Raw genomic sequence first — 16,617 nt, 5'->3', positions numbered from 1 at the left:
CGACCAACGCCCACAGCTCATCGGGCACCAACCGTCGCGACAACTCATCAACCACGAACCAAGATCATGCCCGCAAACCCCACCAAGATCCAAACGAGACACGCTCTTAGCCCACCCTCGCAGCTCGCACCGCCGCAGGTTCTCAGGTGTCTTCTCGCGGGGACAGCCCCGACATCATGAATTGGCATTCATGATGTCGGGGATCCCACAGCGAGAAGGCGACCGTAATTCCCGCAGGGGGGCCGCTACCCGCACCGCCACGCAAAACGAGTTCTCGAACAGCTCTTCAGTCTCACGACGACCACACTGCTGGTAGCGTCTGCACGCAGCGGATCATCGGTGCGGGCAGGTGGTATTCGGCCTGGAAGCCGTCCTGCAGCCGCAGGTCCGGAATCCTTTGCAGCAGCGCTTCGAGTCCGATGCGGATCGCGGTCCGCGACCAGCCGGCACCGACGCAGTAGTGGATGCCGCGGCCGTGCGCGACGTGCCGGGCGCCGGTGTTGCTCACGCCGCGGCGCTGGATGCGGAACTCGTCGGGTTCCGGGAAGTCCTTCGGGTCCCGGTTGGCCGCCACGTAGGAGACCAGCACCGTCGAGCCCTTCGGGATCTTCGTGCCGCCCAGTTCGACGTCCGCGGCGGCCTCCCGGGACAGCCATTGCACCGGGCCGTCGAGCCGCAGTCCTTCTTCGACGGCGTGCTCCACCGCGCTCGGGTCGGCGAGCAGGCCGTCCCACAGTTCGCGCTGTTCGAGCAGCAGGTTGAGGATGTTCGCCAGGCCCTCGGTGGTGTTGCCGTAGCCGGCGCCGTAGAGCTCCATCAGGCCCCACACCAGTTCCGGCATGGTCAGCGACTCGCCGTCTTCGGTCTCGGCGTGCACCAGGGCGGAGGCGAGATCGTCCTGCGGATCGCTGCGGCGCTCCTCGAACAGGGCTTCCAGATACCGTTGGTAGGTCACGATTTCGGCGGCCGCGGCGCGCTGGTCCTCCAGCGGGTGGCCGGGGATGAAGACCTTCACCCAGAGCTTGTCCCAGTGCTTGATGCGTTCGTGGTCCTCGCGCGGGATGCCCATGAAGTCCAGGATCGCCGTGTTCATCAGCCGGTCGGCGTAGTCCTCGACCAGTTCGGCGGAACCGCGCGGCGCGAGTTCGTCGACGAGTTCCCTGGCGGCTTCCCGGATCCGGGGTTCCCAGCGGGCGATGCGGCCGGGTGTCCACGCGGACTGGATGAGCGAGCGCAGCCGGGTGTGCCCGGGCTGGTCGGACTCGTAGAGAGTCTTGGCCTTCGGCAGGCCGTGGGCGAGTTCGGCCTGGACCTCGGGCGGGTCTTCGGGGCCGGTCTTGTTGCCGGAGGGGAACAGATCCGGGTGTTCCAGCACGAAGGCCAGGTCTTCGTAGGTGGTCACCACGAAGACCTGGCTCGCGTCGTCGCTGACCATCCACATGTCCGATGACATGGAGCTGAGGAAAACGGGGCAGCTGCGCCGCATTCGGTGGTAGAAGGAATGCGGGTCGGTGACCATTTCGGCGGCGAACGGATCGAATTCGACGGCGTCGTGGACAGTCATGGCGCTCCCTGCGTTCGGCGGATGCGGAACTGCCGTCGTGCGGCACGACGGCTTTCGCGGAAGGGAACCAGTGACCGCGACATTACCGAGCGGGTGCGGGTGTTTTCTTCTCACGAATTGCGGTGCGGGTTCATTCCACGGGGCGGGCCGTGGTGCGCCGGAAGCGGCGCGCGGTGAGCCAGCCCAGGACCACGATGATGCCGACCAGCCAAGCCGCGCTGTACCACGGCGAAGCACCGGCGGGCTGTCCGGCCAGCCAGGCGCGCAGCGCGTCGCCGGTGTGCGAAGCCGGGTTGTGCTCGGCGAAGATCCGCAGCCAGGACGGCATGGATTCCGGTGTGGCGTAAAGGGAACTGACGAATCCGAGCGGCCCGGACACGGCGGTGCCGATCATCTGCGCGACCTCGCCGCCGCGCGTCGCGACCGCGAGGAACGCGGCGATCCAGGCCATCGCGAACCCGTAGAGCAGCAGCAGGCCGAGCGCGGCGATCGCCCGCCCGAGGCCCAGCGAGGTCAGGTCGATGCCGGTGATCGCGCCGAGCAGCACCAGCACCACGATGCCGATGACGTTGCGCGCGCTGTCGGCCGCGGTGCGCCCGGTCAGCACGGCCGACGGGCTGACCGGCAGGGCCCGGAACCGGTCGGTGATCCCGCTGCGCAGGTCCGCCGAGACGGCCGCGATCACCGCTGGGATCGTGCTGAAGGTGATCGTGGCGACCAGCAGGCCCGGGAACAGGTAGGTCGGGTAGTCCTGGCCCGGTGGCCGCATCATGCCGCCGAGCACGTAGCCGAAGAAGACGAAGAAGATGACCGGCATCGCGGTCATCGTGAAGATGGTGTCCGGTGCGCGGAAGGTGCGGCGCACGCTCCGGCTCGTCAGCAGCCAGGCGTCCACCCACCACCAGGTGAGCTCGCGGTCGGCCGGGGTCACGGGGTGGGTCCTTTCGTTGGCGCGGCAGTGGTTCCGGCGCCGGTGACGGCCAGGAAGACGTCGTCGAGCGTGGGCTGGCGGAACACCAGCTCGGCGACCGCGCTGCCGTTCTCCTGCAGTGCGGCCAGCAGCGTCGGGATCACCGCGTCGTCGTCGGCGCGGACGGGCACCACCAGGGTGCCGGTCGATTCGTCGGACTGCGGGCTGCCTTGCACGGCCTGCTCGGGCAGGGCTTGCAAGGCGGCGGGCAGCGCGGCGGGATCGGTCAGCCGCAGTTCGATGCGCGGGCCGCCGAGGCCGGCCTTCAGCTCACCTGGAGTGCCGGAGGTGATGGCGCGGCCGCGGTCGAGCACCACGATCCGGTCGCTGAGCCGGTCGGCTTCCTCCAGGTACTGGGTGGTCAGCAGGATGGTGGTGCCGTCGGCGACGAGTTCGTCGATGACCGTCCACAGTGCTCGGCGGGACGGTAGGTCCAGGCCGGTGGTCGGTTCGTCCAGGAACAGCACGCGGGGGCGGCCGATGATGCTGGCGGCCAGGTCGAGGCGGCGTTGCGTGCCACCGGAGTAGGTCCGCACCGGCCGGTCGGCGACTTCGGCGAGGTCGAGCCGGTCGAGCAGTTCTCGGGCCCGACGGCGGGTTTCGCGGCGGCCGAGGCGGCCGAGGCGTCCGATCAGCTCCAGGTTCTCCAGTCCGGTCAGCATGCCGTCCACGGCGGCGAACTGGCCGGTCAGGCCGATCATCCGGCGGACCTGCCGGGCTTGACCGACCACGTCCAGCCCGCAGATCCGGGCGTGCCCGGAATCCGGTTCGAGCAGCGTGGCCAGCACCCGCACCGCGGTGGTCTTGCCCGCGCCGTTGGGCCCGAGCAGGCCCAGCACCGATCCCTCGGCGGCCGCCAGGTCCAGGCCGTCCAGCGATTTCACGTCGCCGAAGCTCTTGTGCAGGTCTTCGGCGCGAAGCGCATCAGGCACCGGTCGCGATTCCTCCTCGTTCCTTCGCCGCGGTGACGACGTCGATGAGCTGGTCCAGGATGTGCTCCAGCGGCGGCATCACGCCCAGCGCCGGTCGGCGGTCGGCGAGCTGGACGCCGATGGTGGGGTCGATCACCGAGTAGCCGAGTTCCCCGGCCTGCGCCACGTTGCGCTGCACCGCTCGGCTGCGCCACATCGCCTCGTTCATCGCAGGCACCAGGACCACCGGCGCGGTGCTGGCGACCATGGCGGTGGACACCAGGTCGTCGCAGATGCCGTGCGCGGCCTTCGCGATCGCGTTCGCGGTGGCCGGCATGACCAGCATCAGGTCGATGCCGTCGGTCAGGTCCAGGTGCGGGATGGGCGCGTCGTCGCGAGCCCGGTGCGTCTCGGTGTGCACCCAGTCGCCGGCGAACAGCCGCATCGTGTAGGGCGGCAGGAACCGGCACGCCGACCGGGACATCATCACGCGCAGTTCCCGCACCAGCGACTGGCGCATCAGCAGCACCGTCTGCGGCATCGTCAGCAGCGCCGGTGAGCCGGTCACCGCCAGCAGCATCCGGTCGCACAGCAGCGCGGTGTTCGTGGCCATCGTCGGCTCCTACCCAAGTCGCGGCACGGGTTCGCGCGGGCCCGGCGTCGCCGCCGTCGCCCGCGCGAACCACCTTCGGACTTCGAACAATCCTCGCTCCCGGTCAGCACATGATCGCGGGGATGAAGCCGATCTCCTGCCAGGCCCGGGCGTCGGCGAAGACGTCCCAGAACCTCTCCAGGATCACCACGTCGCCGCGCTGGTCGCGACCCACGGTGGCGATGTCGACGCTCTCCCAGGCGATCGGGCGGTTCGTCGGCGGCTTGTTGAGGTAGGAACCGGTGTGCGTGCCGGTACCGACGATGCGCGACACCACCCGGTCGCCTTCGACGCGCATGTCGCGGATCTCGAACCTCAGGTCCGGCAACACCCCGCGCAGCAGGCGGAACAGCACCTGCACGCCTTCCGGGCGGTAGTTCGAAATCCGCCCGTGGTGCACCGAATCCGCGGCCAGGTGGTTGACCGCGGCCGGCAGGTCACCGGCGTTGACCGCGGCGATGAACTCGCGGACCGGGGCGGTCAGCTCCTCGGTGGCCGACTTGTCGTTGCTCGTTAACAGGATCTGTGACATCACGTAACTCCCGTCCGATGTTGCTCACCCGGGCTCTCAGGACATCTGCGCCAGGAACGGTTCTGGCAACGCGCCGATCTGGGCGAGCAGGTGGAGCTCGTCCAGGACGCCGCGGTGTTCGATGAACCGGCCGTCGCGCACCCGGGCGATGTTGATGGAGTAGAAGCTCACCTGCTTGCCGGTGTTGACCTGGCCGAGGTAGTCGCCGCGGTGGGTGCCCTCGTAGCGGATGAGAGTGCAGACCCGGTCGCCTTCGGTCACCATTTCCACGATGTTCCAGCGCAGGTCGGGAAATGCCTTCAGGGTCAGGTCGTAGACGAACGCGACGCCTTCCTTCGGGTAGTCCGAAAGACGCGCGTGGTGCACCAGGTCCTGGTGGAAGAAGTCCATGATCCGGTCCAGGTCGTGGCTGTTGCAGGCGTCGAAGAAAGCGCGCGCGACGCGCTTGGTCTGCTCGGTCAGGTCCGCATCGGTCGTGTCCACGTCGGCTCACCTCGGTCGCTGGCGGGCAAGTGGCGGTTCCATCGTGCGCGGCAGCGGGCCCGGCGGGCTTCTCCGACCTTGCCGCATGCGGCGTCAGGCCGCGGCTTCCGGTCGCAGCGCGGTCATCACCAGGTAGTTCGGTTCGCCGGTTGCGATGCAGTTCTGGCACACCGCTTCCAGCGCCGCGATGGCCTCGGCGCCGTAGTCACCGGACAGCTTCGCCGCCTTCTCCCGGAGCACCTTCACCATTTCCGGGTAGTGCCGGGAAACCCGCTCGCTGAGGTCGGTGATCTCGACCGGGTACAGCCCTGCGGCGCGCACCATGTCCGCGAGCCCGGCGAGCGTGGGGAACGGGCTGTTGAGCGTCATCCGGCGGAACATCTCGTTCATCTCCAGCCGATCGCCGGTGAACGGGAACCGCTCGTAGAAGTCGGTCAGGACCAGGCGGCCCCCGGGCTTGAGCACGCGTGCGATCTGCTGGATGGCCGCCTGCCGGTCGGCCATGTGCACGAACGACTCGACGACCCAGGCGGCGTCGAAAGTGTCTGAGACGAAAGGGAGTTCGGCCATCGCGTCGGCCTGGGTGAAGCGGACCCGGTCGGCCAGGCCGGCTTCGTCGGCGAGTCGGCGGGACTCGGCGATCAGCGCCGAGCTGGCGTCGATGCCGTCGACCGCGGCGCCGGTCGCCCGGGCCAACCGCAGGGCTGGGCCGCCGAGGCCGCTGCCGACGTCGAGCACCCGGTCGGCGGGGCCGACCGGCAGGCGTTCGATCAGCGCGTCGGTCAGGGCGTCGGAGGCCTGCCGCAGGTTGCTGGCGTCCTGCGCGGAACTCCAGTAGCCGCTGTGCGAATTGTGCCCGGCCACCTGGCTGATCAGCGGGATCGACTGGTCGTAGAAAGCGGTCACGTCCTGTTGCGTCGGCACGAACTGAGCGGTCATCTGCGTGGCCTCCCAGCGGTTACCACTGCGCGGTCGGAACCTCGATGCCCAGCTGGCTCGGGATGGTGTCCATTTCGTACAGTCCCCAGTGCTCGGAGATCAGGCCGCCGCGGATCTTGAACGCGGCCAGGCCGGGGATGGAGATCCGCTTGCCGGTGGCCGGAATACCCTGGAATTCCCCGGTGTGCTCGAAGTGCAGCTCGATGAGCTGGAACACGGTGTCGTCGTCGGCGAGCATCATCTTGACTTCGATGCCGAGGCTGGTGAACCAGGTGGTGCACTCCAGGAACCAGGAGAACGCGTTCTCCCGGCCCTGCTGGACGGCGCCGCTGGGCAGGTGGATCACGAGGTCGGGGGCCAGGTACCGGTCCATCAGATCCACGCGCTGGGCGTGCATGCAGTCGCGCTGGAAGTCGCGGACCAGTTCCATGTTGCGTTCCGGGATGCTCTTCGCTGCGGTGGTCATGCACCGGCCTCCTCGTGAGCTGGAGTTGACTCACGGCGCCGACCCGGCGGCGATGCCGTGGAGCCGGCCCCTGCCGCCAAGGTAGGCACCGGCCGCCGCCCGGTTCTTCTTCCGCATTGCCCGCTTGGGCGCGATCAGCCGACCGCGGCCGCCTTTCAGGCGGGCTGGAATACGAAGAACTCGTTGTCGTCCTGGTCGACGAACGCCGCGAACCACTTGCCGTAGGGCTGCAGCTCCGGTTCGACGGTGAAGCGCACGCCGCGCCCGCTCAGCGTTTCGTGCAGCGCTTTGATGTCCGCTGTTTCGAAGGCGATATCGGTGAAGCCGCCGATTTTGGATTCGGTGCCGACCGGGAAGTCCTTGGTGGCCAGCGAGATGGTGGTCGGCGAGCCCGGCGGGGCGACCTCGATCCACTTGAAATCGCCGCCGTCCTGCAGTTCCCGCACCTCGAAGCCGAGCTTCTCGGTGTAGAAGCTCAGCGCCGCGTCCTGGTCGGTGACGTAAACGCCGATCTGAGAAATGTGGGAGATCACGTGTCCTCCGGGCAATTGACGCAGATGAATTCCGGGCGTTCGGCACCGACCGCCCCACCTCGCAGCTTTCCACATCGCGCAGATGTCCCGCCAGCACGCCGATTAGCTGAGCAATCTGGAATAAACGACGTCATCGCCATCCGCGCGCCCGGCCTTTAAAATATGGTCATACGTGTGTCGGGGATCCCACAGCGAGAAGGACGCAGTGACTCCCGCAGGGGGCCGCCACTTGCACCGCTAAGCAGGACGAGCCTGGAAACAAGCTCTGTAGGTCGCCGTCAGGACCGCCACAGCCTCCGCAGCCGCTGCCAAAGCGAGGTGCGCGATCCCGCGGGCGGCTCGAACCGGCCCCGGGTGTAGCGGAGATCGAGTTCGCCGACGAGGGTGCCCGCCCACTCGGCGGCGTCGCGCAACGTCGGCGATCCGCTCAGCTCGGCGGCGGCGAGGCCCGCCGGGTGGGAGGTCGTCTCCCGCAGGGTGTCCCACTGCCGCTCGTTGAGCCTGAGGTGGCGCACGCCGTCCAGCTCGGTCAGCACGGCGACGTCGCCGATCTCGGCCCGCGCCAGGTCCAGGCCGTACAGCCGCGGGCAGTCGCGCAGCGGGCTCAGGTCCACCGGCCGGCCGGTGGTCAGCCGCAGCACGCGCAGCGTCGGGTGCGCGGCCAGCGGCGCGAGATCGATGCTGTCGAGCTCGGCGGTCAGCACCTCCACCGGAGTCGTGCGCAGCGCGGTGAAGTCCGCGGTCGGGCAGTTGGTCAGCTCCACCTCGAGCAGCGCCAACGCGCCACGCAGCGGGGCCAGGTCGACCCGGTCGGAGTTGGCGACGACGAGGCGCTGGACCTCCGGGTGGATCTCCCGCAGCCGGGCCGAATCGCCCTCCACCCGCAGCTCACGGCCTTCGGCGGGCTCCGGCTCGTCCGCCATGAACAACCGCAGCTCGCCGCCGCGGTACTGGTAGGAGAAGTCCGCCAGCGCGTCGACGTGGCGCTGGAGCAGGCTCGTCACGGAATCGGCGACGTAGACCGGGCCGTCGTCGTGGCGCATGCCGACGCGGATCACCTGCCCGGGCCGGCCGTTGGGGCCGGGGTCCATGTCCACCGCCAGGAAGGCGCCGCCGGTGTCGTGCGCGAACGGGATCCAGCCGGGGCGGTCCACCGCCCGGCGCACGGCCCCGGCCGGCCGGGCGTCGTAGCGGAGCTCCCGGAACAGCAGCCGCTCCCAGTCGCGCACCGCCCACCAGCGGTCCGCCGGGTCGCTCAACGTGACGACCTGGTTCAGCCCGAGCCATTCGTGCCCGTGCAGCAGGCCGATGCGGCGGTCGCCGTTGATCCGGCCGTACAGCGCCCGGAGATCCGCGGGCAGCGGCACCGGCAACCGGTCTTCGAGGAACTCCCGCTCGTCGGCGTCCAGCGGCTGCGGCAGCCGTTCGGGCCGGGCGAGGATCTCGGCGCGCCGCGCGAGATACCCGTCCAGCAGCTCCAGCGCCGTCAGCGGGTCGCCGGCCTGCGTGGAGTCCGCGGGCCCCGGCTGGAAGTCCGCGGGCTCGGCGGGCAGCTCGTCCGGCCGCAGCAGATAGGTGAAGCCCGTGCGGTCGGACCGCGTCGGGCGCCGCAGCGACTCACTGGTGAGCGCCTCGAACCTGCCGTCCGGGCGGACGACCAGCTCGATGGTGAGCCGGTCCCCGGCCCGTTCCAGCTCGTGCACCCGGCACAGCGCCTCGTGCAGGTCGACGTCGTCGCCGGCCTCGCCGAGCGACTTCGGCTCGTACCAGAACCCGTGATGACCGGAGCCATTTCCGCCCGTGGCGAATCCGCGCAGCACCGCGCGCCGCCATTCCTTGGGTGCGGCGGCGGCGATCTGTTCGGCGAGCGCGCGCAGCACCGCGAGCGTCTCGGCATCGTGCTCGGTCGGCAAGGACGGCTCCGCCTTCCGGTCGGGGTGCGTGCGGGGGCAAGTCTTCTTACCGCACCGCCGCCACATCGGTCCCGGCTGCACCGCTGGACGCACTGCGCACCGGACCCAAACACATGATCGAATACTGCGGAGCTAGGCTTTCGAAGTGGCCACTGTGCGTGCTGAACGCTTGGTGAACCTGGTGCTGTGCCTGCTGTCGACGCGCCAGTACCTCACCGCTGAGCGGATCCGGGCGATCGTGCCGGGTTATGCCGGCGCGCCCTCCGACGAGGCCTTCTTCCGGACCTTCGAACGCGACAAGGCCGAGCTGCGCGACCTGGGCATCCCGCTGGAGACCGGGCGGAACTCGGCCTTCGACGCCGCCGACGGCTACCGGATCGCCCGCCGCGACTACGAGCTCGGCGACGTCGACCTGGAGCCCGACGAGGCGGCCGCGGTCGCCCTCGCGGTGCGGCTGTGGGACTCCCCGGAGTTCACCTCGGCGGCCCGGGGCGCGCTGCTGAAGCTGCGCGCCGCCGGGGTCGACGTCGACGAGCGCTCCTCGGCGGCGGTCGAGCCGAAGGTGCGCACCAGCGATCCGGCGTTCGCGCCGCTGCTGGCCGCGGTGCAGGCGGGCCGGGTGGTGGAGTTCGACTACCGGCGCCCGAGCAGCCCCGATGTGCACCGCCGCACCGTCGAACCGTGGGGCGTGGTGTCCTGGCGCGGCCGCTGGTACCTGGTCGGGCACGACCGCGACCGGCAGGCGCCGCGCTGCTTCCGGCTGTCCCGGATCCAGGGGCAGGCCAAGGCGGTGGGGCCGACCGGTCAGGTGCAGCGCCCGCCGGACACCGACCTGCTGCGGTTCGTCGCCGGAGAGCACCGCGAGCCGCCGCCGGCCACGCTGGCCCGGGTGTGGGCCGCGGCCGGCCGGGCGCAGGGGCTGCGGCGCCGGGCGACCGTCGTGGACCAGATGGAGGTCGGCGGCGACGCGGGCGACGTGCTGGAGATCGACCTGAACTACCCGGAGTCGGCGGCGAGCTGGCTCGCCGGCTACGGGCCGGACGTCGTGGTGCTGGAGCCGGACACGCTGCGCAAGACGGTGCACGAGATCCACCTGGACGTCGTCGACCAGGTGGGGGAGGGCCGATGACGAGCGCGACCCAACGGCTGCCCAGGCTGCTGGCGCTGGTGCCGTACCTGCTGAGCCGGCCGGGCATCCCGATCGCCGACGCCGCGGCCGACTTCGGGGTGACCGAGCAGCAGCTGCGCAAGGACCTGGAACTGCTGTGGATGTGCGGGCTGCCGGGCTACGGCCCCGGCGACCTGATCGACCTGTCCTTCGAGAGCGACTCGATCACCGTCACCTACGACGCGGGCATGCGGCGGCCGCTGCGGCTCACCGCGTCCGAGGCGACGGCGCTGCTGGTGGCGCTGCGGGCGCTGGCCGACACCCCGGGCATCGCCGACACCGACGCGGTGCAGCGCGCCCTGGCGAAGGTGGAGAACGCGGTCGGGCAGGCACGCCCGGCGGGCGTGGTGGTCGGCCTGGAAGGCCGGGAAGGCGCGGTGCGGCCGGGCGTGCGGTCGGCGGTGCAGGACGCGACGACGCGCCGCCGCGCGCTGCGGATGCGCTACTACACGGCGTCCCGCGACGAGATCAGCGAGCGGACCGTCGACCCGATGCGGCTGCTGCTCATCGATGGGCGCAGCTACCTGGAGGCCTGGTGCCGCAGCGCGTCCGGGGTGCGGATGTTCCGGCTGGACCGCATCGACGACGTCGAGGTGCTGGCCGAGGCCGCGCAGCCGCCGTCGGAGGCCGAACCGACCGACGTTTCGGAAGGGCTGTTCCGGCCGGCGCCGGACCAGCTCGTCGCCGAGGTGGAGCTGGAGCCCGACGCGCGCTGGGTGGCCGAGTACTACCCGGTCGACGAGCTCGTCGAACTGCCGCGGGGCCGGGCCCGGGTGCGGATGCGCTACTCGGACCGGTCGTGGATGACCCGGCTGCTGCTGGGTCTGGGCGGCCAGGCGCGGGTGCTCAACCCGCCCGAGCTGGCCTGTGACGTGCGTCAACGTGCGGAAGACGCGTTGACGCGGGCGCGTCACCTTCCGTCCACCTGAGCGGGATACCGTAATCGCGTGCCGTACGTGTGGAGTCTCGTCCTGCTGGTCGTGGGCCTGGTCCTGCTCGCGCTGCTGCTGGTTCGGTTGTTCCGGGAGCTGCGCAGGTTCAAATCCGTGCAGCGGCAGGTGTTCCACGACCTCGACGACCGTAGCGGCCTGGTGAAGGCGCGCGTGGCCGGTTTGAAGGTGGCGTTCGCGCAACGTCGCAACCGGTGACGCGCAACGGCCCTATTTGTCGACCCCTGCCATGCGTACCATTGCGCCTGCAGGGACATCACGAAAGGTTGGACACGAATGGGTTTGCCAGGTGGCTGGGAACTGATCCTGATCGTCTTGGTCTTGGTGCTTCTCTTCGGTGCCACCAAGCTTCCGAAGATGGCCCGTTCGCTCGGCCAGTCCGCCCGCGTTTTCAAGGCGGAGGCGCGCGGCATGAAGGCGGACGAGGAAGCGGCCAAGAAGGAGAAGGCCGAGCGGGAGCCGAAGCCGGAGTTGACCGCCGGTGAGCCGAGCGCGTCGCCGGCCACGTCCGCGGTCGACGAGAAGCAGCGCAACGACACCAAGAACTGACTGAAGGCGGGACAACAAGGTGGGTGCCAGTGCACTGGGCCGCCTGAACCCGTTCCGCAAGGGTCGCCGTCGGTGGGGCCGCAGGCACAACCCCGACGGCACCATGACGCTCGTCGATCACCTCTACGAGCTGCGGTACCGGTTGGGCGTGGCCGTAGTGGCGGTGACGGTCGGCGCGATCTTCGGGATCTGGTGGTTCTCCAACTCGATTTACGGGCTGCCCACGCTTAGTGACGTGCTGCTCGAACCGTACTGCCAGCTCCCCGTCACTCAACGGCTGAGCCCGAACGGGACGTGTCAGCTGTTGCAGACCGAGCCGTTCGAGATCTTCATGCTGACCCTGAAGGTCGGCGTGTCGGTCGGCGCGGTGCTGTTCAGCCCGGTGTGGCTCTACCAGCTGTGGGCGTTCATCACGCCGGGGCTGTACGCCAAGGAGCGCAGTTTCGCCCGGCTGTTCGTCGCCTGCGCGAGCCTGCTGTTCGTCGGCGGCGCGGTGCTCGCCTACTACATCCTGCCGACGGCGCTGTCGTTCATGTCCGGGTTCGGCGGGGACGCGTTCTTCACCGCGCTCACCGGTGGCAAGTACATCAGCTTCATGCTGCTCCTGCTGGTGATCTTCGGCGTGAGCTTCGAGCTGCCGCTGATCCTGGTGATGCTCAACCTGGCCGGGCTCGTCAGCTACGCCAAGCTGAAGAGCTGGTGGCGGGGCCTGGTCTTCGCGCTGTTCGTGTTCGCCGCGATCGCGACGCCGGGGCAGGACCCGTTCTCGATGCTGGCGCTGGCGGCCGCGCTGTGCGTGCTGTTCACCATCGCGATGGTGATCTGCCGGTTCAACGACAAGCGCCGGGCCAAGAAGCTCGAGGGACAGGGCCTGGAGGGGCTCAGCCCGGACGAGGCGTCGGAGGTCGACTTCCGGGCCTCCGAGCTGGACACCACGCCGTCCGCGAGCCCGAAGCAGCACGACGACGTGACCTGACCCGCTGGCCAATCCGGGGCCCGGTGGGCGAGGATGCTCCTTCGTGCGCTGCGTCCTGGTGATCAACCCTGCTGCCGGTGGTGGACTTTCCGCGAAGGTGGTCGGCGAACTCGTCGGCCACCTTCGCAGCGTCTGTGACGTGAAAACCGTGCTCGCCGCGGATGCGCGCGGCACCGCCGATGCCGCGAAGCGGGCGGTGGCCGACGGGGCCGATGTGCTGGCGGTGGTGGGCGGCGACGGAGTCGCGCACCTCGCGGTGCAGGCGTGCGCCGAGTCGGCGACGGCGTTAGCCCTGATACCGGCCGGGACCGGCAACGACCTGGCGCGCGGGCTCGGCGTGCCGCGCGACCCGGCGGTGGCGGCGCGGGCGGTGGCGGAGGCCATCCGCGCGGAGGAGCGGCGCCGCATCGATCTCGGCAAGGTCGCGGGCGGCGGCTGGTTCGCGACGGTGCTGTGTGCGGGATTCGACTCGCGGGTCAACGCGCGGGCGAACCGGATGCGCTGGCCGCGGGGGCAGCGCCGGTACGACCTGGCGGTGGTGCGCGAGCTGCTGAGCCTGCGGCCGAGGCCGCTGCGGGTGGAGACCGATGCGGGCACGACGGAGCTGACCGCCACGCTCGTCGCGGTCGGGAACACCGCCTGCTACGGCGGCGGCATCCCGGTCTGCCCGGACGCCGACGCGGGCGACGGGCTCCTCGACCTGACGGTGGTCGGCGAGGTCGCCCGGCGCGACCTGGTGCGGATCCTGCCGTCGCTGCGGACCGGACGGCACATCGAGCACCCGGCGGTGTGCACGCTGCGCGCGCAGCGCGTGCGGCTGGGCGGCGAGAACGGCTGGACGGCCTACGCCGACGGCGAACCGCAGGCCCGCCTGCCGCTGAGCATGCGCTGCGTGCCCGGCGCGCTCACCGTGGTGGGCTCGTGATCTGCACGTTTCAGAGATCGGCTTTGTGTTTGTTTTTGAAGCGGCGCAGCCGCTTAGCCCACCTACGCAACCGGCACCGCCGCGGGTTCTGAGGTTCCGCCACCTGCACCGCCACACAAAACGAGCCTGGAAACAGCGAGGAAACAGGTATTCGCGACGGCGGTCGGGGTGATGTGAAAGCCTTGGGGTGTGGCTGCCAGCCGTTCCAACCCCACCAAGCTGTCCCCGGCCGACGCCTTCACGGCGCACACCCGCCGCAGCGCGCATCCCGCGCTGGCGGAGTTCGCCGGGGGGCTGTCGTTCGAACTCGACCCGTTCCAGCGCACCTCCTGCCAGGCCCTCGAGGCCGGACACGGCGTCCTGGTGTGCGCGCCCACCGGTGCCGGCAAGACCGTGGTCGGCGAGTTCGCCGTGCACCTCGCGCTCAAGGAGGGCCGGAAGTGCTTCTACACCACGCCGATCAAGGCGTTGTCCAACCAGAAGTACGCCGACCTGTGCGAGCGGCACGGTAGCGACGCGGTCGGGCTGCTGACCGGCGACACCTCGATCAACGGCGAGGCGCAGGTGGTCGTGATGACCACCGAGGTGCTGCGCAACATGCTCTACGCGGGTTCCCGCAGCCTCGACCAGCTCGGCTACGTCGTGATGGACGAGGTGCACTACCTCGCCGACCGCTTCCGCGGCGCGGTGTGGGAGGAAGTGATCCTGCACCTGCCGGAGTACGTGCAGGTCGCGAGCCTGTCGGCGACGGTGAGCAACGCCGAGGAGTTCGGCGAGTGGTTGCAGGAGGTGCGCGGCGACACCACGGTGGTCGTCGACGAGCACCGGCCGGTGCCGCTGTGGCAGCACATGCAGGTCGGCCCCCGGATGTTCGACCTCTTCGGTGGCGAGACCGCGGACCGGGAACTGCAGATCAACCCGAACCTGCTGCGGCACACCCAGGAGCTCGCCCGCGTGCACCTGCCCTACGGCGGCCGGCGCGGCGGGCCGAACGCCAAGCGCAAGGGCCCGCGCCCGCCCCGGTTCGCCCCGCCGTCGCGGGTGGAGATGCTGACCAGCCTGGATGCGGCCGGGCTGCTGCCGGCGATCGTGTTCATCTTCAGCCGCAACGGCTGCGACCAGGCCGTCGCCCAGTGCATGCGGGCGGGTCTGCGGCTGACCACCGAGGCGGAGATCGACGAGATCCGCGAGGTGATCGACGAGCACACCACCAACCTGCCGGAGAGCGACCTGGCAGTGCTGGGCTTCTGGGAGTGGCGGGAGGCGCTGGAGCGCGGGCTGGCCGCGCACCACGCCGGGCTGCTGCCGGCGTTCAAGGAAACCGTCGAGGAGCTGTTCGTCCGCGGCCTGGTCAAGGCCGTGTTCGCCACCGAGACGCTGGCGCTGGGCATCAACATGCCCGCCCGCACGGTGGTGCTGGAGCGGCTGGTGAAGTTCAACGGCGAATCGCACGTGGACCTCAGCCCCGGCGAGTACACGCAGCTCACCGGCAGGGCCGGGCGCCGCGGCATCGACATCGAGGGCCACGCGGTGGTCGTCTGGCAGCCCGGCGTCGACCCGAAGCAGGTCGCTGGGCTCGCCTCCACCCGCACGTACCCGCTGCGCTCGTCGTTCCGGCCCGGCTACAACATGGCCGTCAACCTCGTGCAGCGCGTCGGCCAGGACGCCGCGCGGGAACTGCTGGAGCAGTCGTTCGCGCAGTTCCAGGCCGACCGGTCGGTGGTCGGGCTGTCCCGGCGCGTGGATCGCAACAGCGAGGCGCTCACCGGCTACGCCGAGGCGATGCGCTGCCACCTGGGCGACTTCGAGGAGTACTTCGACCTGCGCCGCCGGATTTCCGAGCGGGAGAAGAACCTGGCCCGGCAGAACCGGCAGTCGCGGCGCGCGGAGGCGGCCAAGTCGCTGGAGAAGCTGCGCAAGGGCGACGTGATCTCGGTGCCCGCCGGGCGGCGCTCGGGGCTGGCGGTGGTCATCGACCCGGGCCTGGAGCCGATGGGCGAGCCGCGGCCGCTGGTGGTCACCGAGGACCGCTGGTCGGGGCGGCTGTCGGTCGCCGACTTCACCTCGCCGGTGGAGCCGCTGGGCAAGATGAAGCTGCCGAAGCAGGTCGACACCCGCTCGCCGAAGTCGCGCCGGGACCTGGCGGCGACGCTGCGCAACACCGGCCTCGCGCCCTCCAGCGGGCGCAGCAAGCGGCGCTCCGACGCGACCGACGACGCGGAGCTGGCGACGCTGCGGCGGGCGCTGAAGGCGCATCCGTGCCACGGCTGCGACGAGCGGGAGGGCCACGCCCGGTGGGCCGAGCGCTACGAGCGGCTGCGCGGCGAGAACGAGAACCTGCGGCGCAAGGTCGCCGCGACCACGCACTCGCTGGCCCGCTCCTTCGACCGGATCGTCGCGCTGCTGACCGAACGGGACTACCTGCCGGTGGAGGGCTCGTCGGAGGGCCAGGTCACCCAGCACGGGCGGCGGCTGTCCCGGCTCTACAGCGAGTCGGACTTGCTGGCGGCCGAGTGCCTGCGGGTCGAGACGTGGCGCGGGCTGGGGCCCGCCGAGCTGGCGGCCGTGGTGTCGTCGCTGGTCTACGAGTCGCGGCGGGAGGGGCTGGCGCCGCAGGTGCCGTCCGGCCCGGTCAGCGACGCGCTGGCCGCCACCTGGCGGCTGTGGGCGGAGCTGGAGGACGACGAGCGGCGGCACAAGCTGGATCGCACGCGCGAGCCGGATGCCGGTTTCGCCTGGCCGGTGTTCCGCTGGGCGCGCGGCGAGTCGCTGGAGAAGGTGCTCACCGCCGCCGAATCCAGCGGGCACGAGCTGTCGGCCGGCGACTTCGTGCGCTGGTGCCGCCAGGTCATCGACCTGCTCGACCAGATCCGCGAGGTCGTCGGCGTGGCGGATCCGGTGGGTTCGGCGGCGGCCAAGGCGGTCACCGCGATCCGGCGCGGTGTGGTCGCCGCCGGCGCCGTGTGACGGCGGCCGCCCGGCCGATTCGGGCGGCGCGTGGGTTGTGGTTGGATTTCCTGGCGTCGGGAACGTCGGTCAGGTGAAGAATCGTCCGGAGGTACAGATGTCGTCCCCTTACGGTCCGC

17 protein-coding genes are annotated in these 16,617 nt (G+C 70.4%); 7 read left to right on the top strand and 10 right to left on the bottom strand.

The genetic code is table 11. The features are described from left to right. Positions 1-292: 292 nt before the first annotated feature. The 10 genes from AB0I53_RS05290 to AB0I53_RS05245 all read right to left on the bottom strand — a co-directional run bounded on the left by AB0I53_RS05290 (position 293) and on the right by AB0I53_RS05245 (position 8,963). Entirely contained in the window at positions 293-1,564 is a 1,272-nt protein-coding gene (locus AB0I53_RS05290; protein WP_358596763.1) for a cytochrome P450, read from the bottom strand. Between the two features lie 130 nt (positions 1,565-1,694). Next, on the bottom strand, positions 1,695-2,495 hold the full coding sequence (locus AB0I53_RS05285) for an ABC transporter permease (protein WP_358596760.1): 801 nt from the start codon (positions 2,493-2,495) through the stop codon (positions 1,695-1,697). Further along, on the bottom strand, positions 2,492-3,466 hold the full coding sequence (locus AB0I53_RS05280; RefSeq protein WP_358596757.1) for an ATP-binding cassette domain-containing protein: 975 nt from the start codon (positions 3,464-3,466) through the stop codon (positions 2,492-2,494). The genes AB0I53_RS05285 and AB0I53_RS05280 overlap by 4 nt, the downstream gene beginning before the upstream one ends. Continuing rightward, positions 3,459-4,058: a flavoprotein gene (locus AB0I53_RS05275; protein WP_358596755.1), complete on the bottom strand. Its 600-nt coding sequence runs from the start codon at positions 4,056-4,058 to the stop codon at positions 3,459-3,461. The genes AB0I53_RS05280 and AB0I53_RS05275 overlap by 8 nt, the downstream gene beginning before the upstream one ends. 103 nt (positions 4,059-4,161) lie before the next feature. Further along, positions 4,162-4,629 carry an ester cyclase gene (locus AB0I53_RS05270; protein WP_358596752.1) on the bottom strand — a complete coding sequence of 156 codons (468 nt, stop codon included), beginning with the start codon at positions 4,627-4,629 and terminating at the stop codon, positions 4,162-4,164. 36 nt (positions 4,630-4,665) lie between these two features. Beyond that, complete coding sequence (locus AB0I53_RS05265) at positions 4,666-5,112, bottom strand: ester cyclase (protein WP_358596750.1); 447 nt, start codon at positions 5,110-5,112, stop codon at positions 4,666-4,668. Between the two features lie 93 nt (positions 5,113-5,205). Beyond that, positions 5,206-6,051, bottom strand: coding sequence for a methyltransferase domain-containing protein (locus AB0I53_RS05260; protein ID WP_358596748.1), 846 nt, complete (start codon positions 6,049-6,051; stop codon positions 5,206-5,208). A 19-nt stretch (positions 6,052-6,070) separates the two neighbouring features. Further along, positions 6,071-6,517, bottom strand: a complete 447-nt coding sequence (locus AB0I53_RS05255; protein WP_358596745.1) for an ester cyclase — start codon at positions 6,515-6,517, stop codon at positions 6,071-6,073. 155 nt (positions 6,518-6,672) lie between these two features. Next, positions 6,673-7,050: a VOC family protein gene (locus AB0I53_RS05250; protein WP_358596742.1), complete on the bottom strand. Its 378-nt coding sequence runs from the start codon at positions 7,048-7,050 to the stop codon at positions 6,673-6,675. 278 nt (positions 7,051-7,328) lie between these two features. Continuing rightward, positions 7,329-8,963: an SMI1/KNR4 family protein gene (locus AB0I53_RS05245; RefSeq protein ID WP_358596739.1), complete on the bottom strand. Its 1,635-nt coding sequence runs from the start codon at positions 8,961-8,963 to the stop codon at positions 7,329-7,331. A gap of 145 nt (positions 8,964-9,108) precedes the next feature. On the opposite strand from AB0I53_RS05245, the gene AB0I53_RS05240 reads away from it, so the two are divergent. From AB0I53_RS05240 to AB0I53_RS05210, 7 genes are all read left to right on the top strand, one after another. Next, entirely contained in the window at positions 9,109-10,092 is a 984-nt protein-coding gene (locus AB0I53_RS05240; protein ID WP_358596736.1) for a WYL domain-containing protein, read from the top strand. Beyond that, on the top strand, positions 10,089-11,060 hold the full coding sequence (locus AB0I53_RS05235) for a WYL domain-containing protein (RefSeq protein ID WP_358596733.1): 972 nt from the start codon (positions 10,089-10,091) through the stop codon (positions 11,058-11,060). Before AB0I53_RS05240 ends, AB0I53_RS05235 begins: the two co-directional genes overlap by 4 nt. An 18-nt stretch (positions 11,061-11,078) precedes the next feature. After that, complete coding sequence (locus AB0I53_RS05230) at positions 11,079-11,279, top strand: bacteriophage holin (protein WP_358596730.1); 201 nt, start codon at positions 11,079-11,081, stop codon at positions 11,277-11,279. Positions 11,280-11,357: 78 nt separating this feature from the next. Beyond that, positions 11,358-11,630, top strand: coding sequence for a Sec-independent protein translocase subunit TatA (gene tatA, locus AB0I53_RS05225; protein WP_358596727.1), 273 nt, complete (start codon positions 11,358-11,360; stop codon positions 11,628-11,630). Positions 11,631-11,649: 19 nt separating this feature from the next. Further along, positions 11,650-12,606, top strand: coding sequence for a twin-arginine translocase subunit TatC (gene tatC / locus AB0I53_RS05220; RefSeq protein ID WP_358596724.1), 957 nt, complete (start codon positions 11,650-11,652; stop codon positions 12,604-12,606). Between the two features lie 43 nt (positions 12,607-12,649). Continuing rightward, the gene (locus tag AB0I53_RS05215; RefSeq protein WP_358596721.1) at positions 12,650-13,531 is read left to right on the top strand and encodes a YegS/Rv2252/BmrU family lipid kinase; all 882 of its coding nucleotides are present in this window, start codon (positions 12,650-12,652) and stop codon (positions 13,529-13,531) included. Between the two features lie 189 nt (positions 13,532-13,720). After that, complete coding sequence (locus AB0I53_RS05210) at positions 13,721-16,498, top strand: DEAD/DEAH box helicase (protein WP_358596718.1); 2,778 nt, start codon at positions 13,721-13,723, stop codon at positions 16,496-16,498. Positions 16,499-16,617 lie beyond the last annotated feature (119 nt).

Source organism: Saccharopolyspora sp. NPDC050389 (assembly GCF_040655595.1).
Lineage (GTDB): Bacteria > Actinomycetota > Actinomycetes > Mycobacteriales > Pseudonocardiaceae > Saccharopolyspora.
Note: the sequence above shows the minus strand (reverse complement) of the source record. Positions and strands in the feature narration are given on the sequence as shown.